Origin of the sequence: Neokomagataea anthophila (assembly GCF_018122595.1) — a bacterium.
GTDB lineage: Bacteria > Pseudomonadota > Alphaproteobacteria > Acetobacterales > Acetobacteraceae > Gluconobacter > Gluconobacter anthophilus.
Window position 1 is genome coordinate 1 of record NZ_JAGRQH010000194.1, and the last position, 220, is coordinate 220.

Sequence of the window (220 nt, forward strand, 5' to 3'; positions counted from 1 at the left end):
AAAGGTGATACCAGCAGCGGCGTCAGATGTACCAGAAGTCTGGGCCCCAACCCCCCCCCCAATTAAAAAAAAAACACCCCCCCCACCCCACAAAAGGGGGTTTAAAAAAAACCACAACCCCAAACAAAAAAAACACAAAAAAAAAAAAAAAAAAAACAAAAAAAAACAAAAAAAAAAAAAAAAAAACAAAAAAAAAAACAAAAAAAAAAAAAAAAAAAAA

1 protein-coding gene is annotated in these 220 nt (G+C 32.3%); it reads left to right on the forward strand.

Features of this window, described 5'->3' with window-relative positions; genetic code table 11:
• Positions 1–26 precede the first annotated feature (26 nt).
• The coding region (locus tag KB213_RS13580; protein ID WP_211683579.1) for a hypothetical protein at positions 27–220 on the forward strand (194 nt) is incomplete at its 3' end.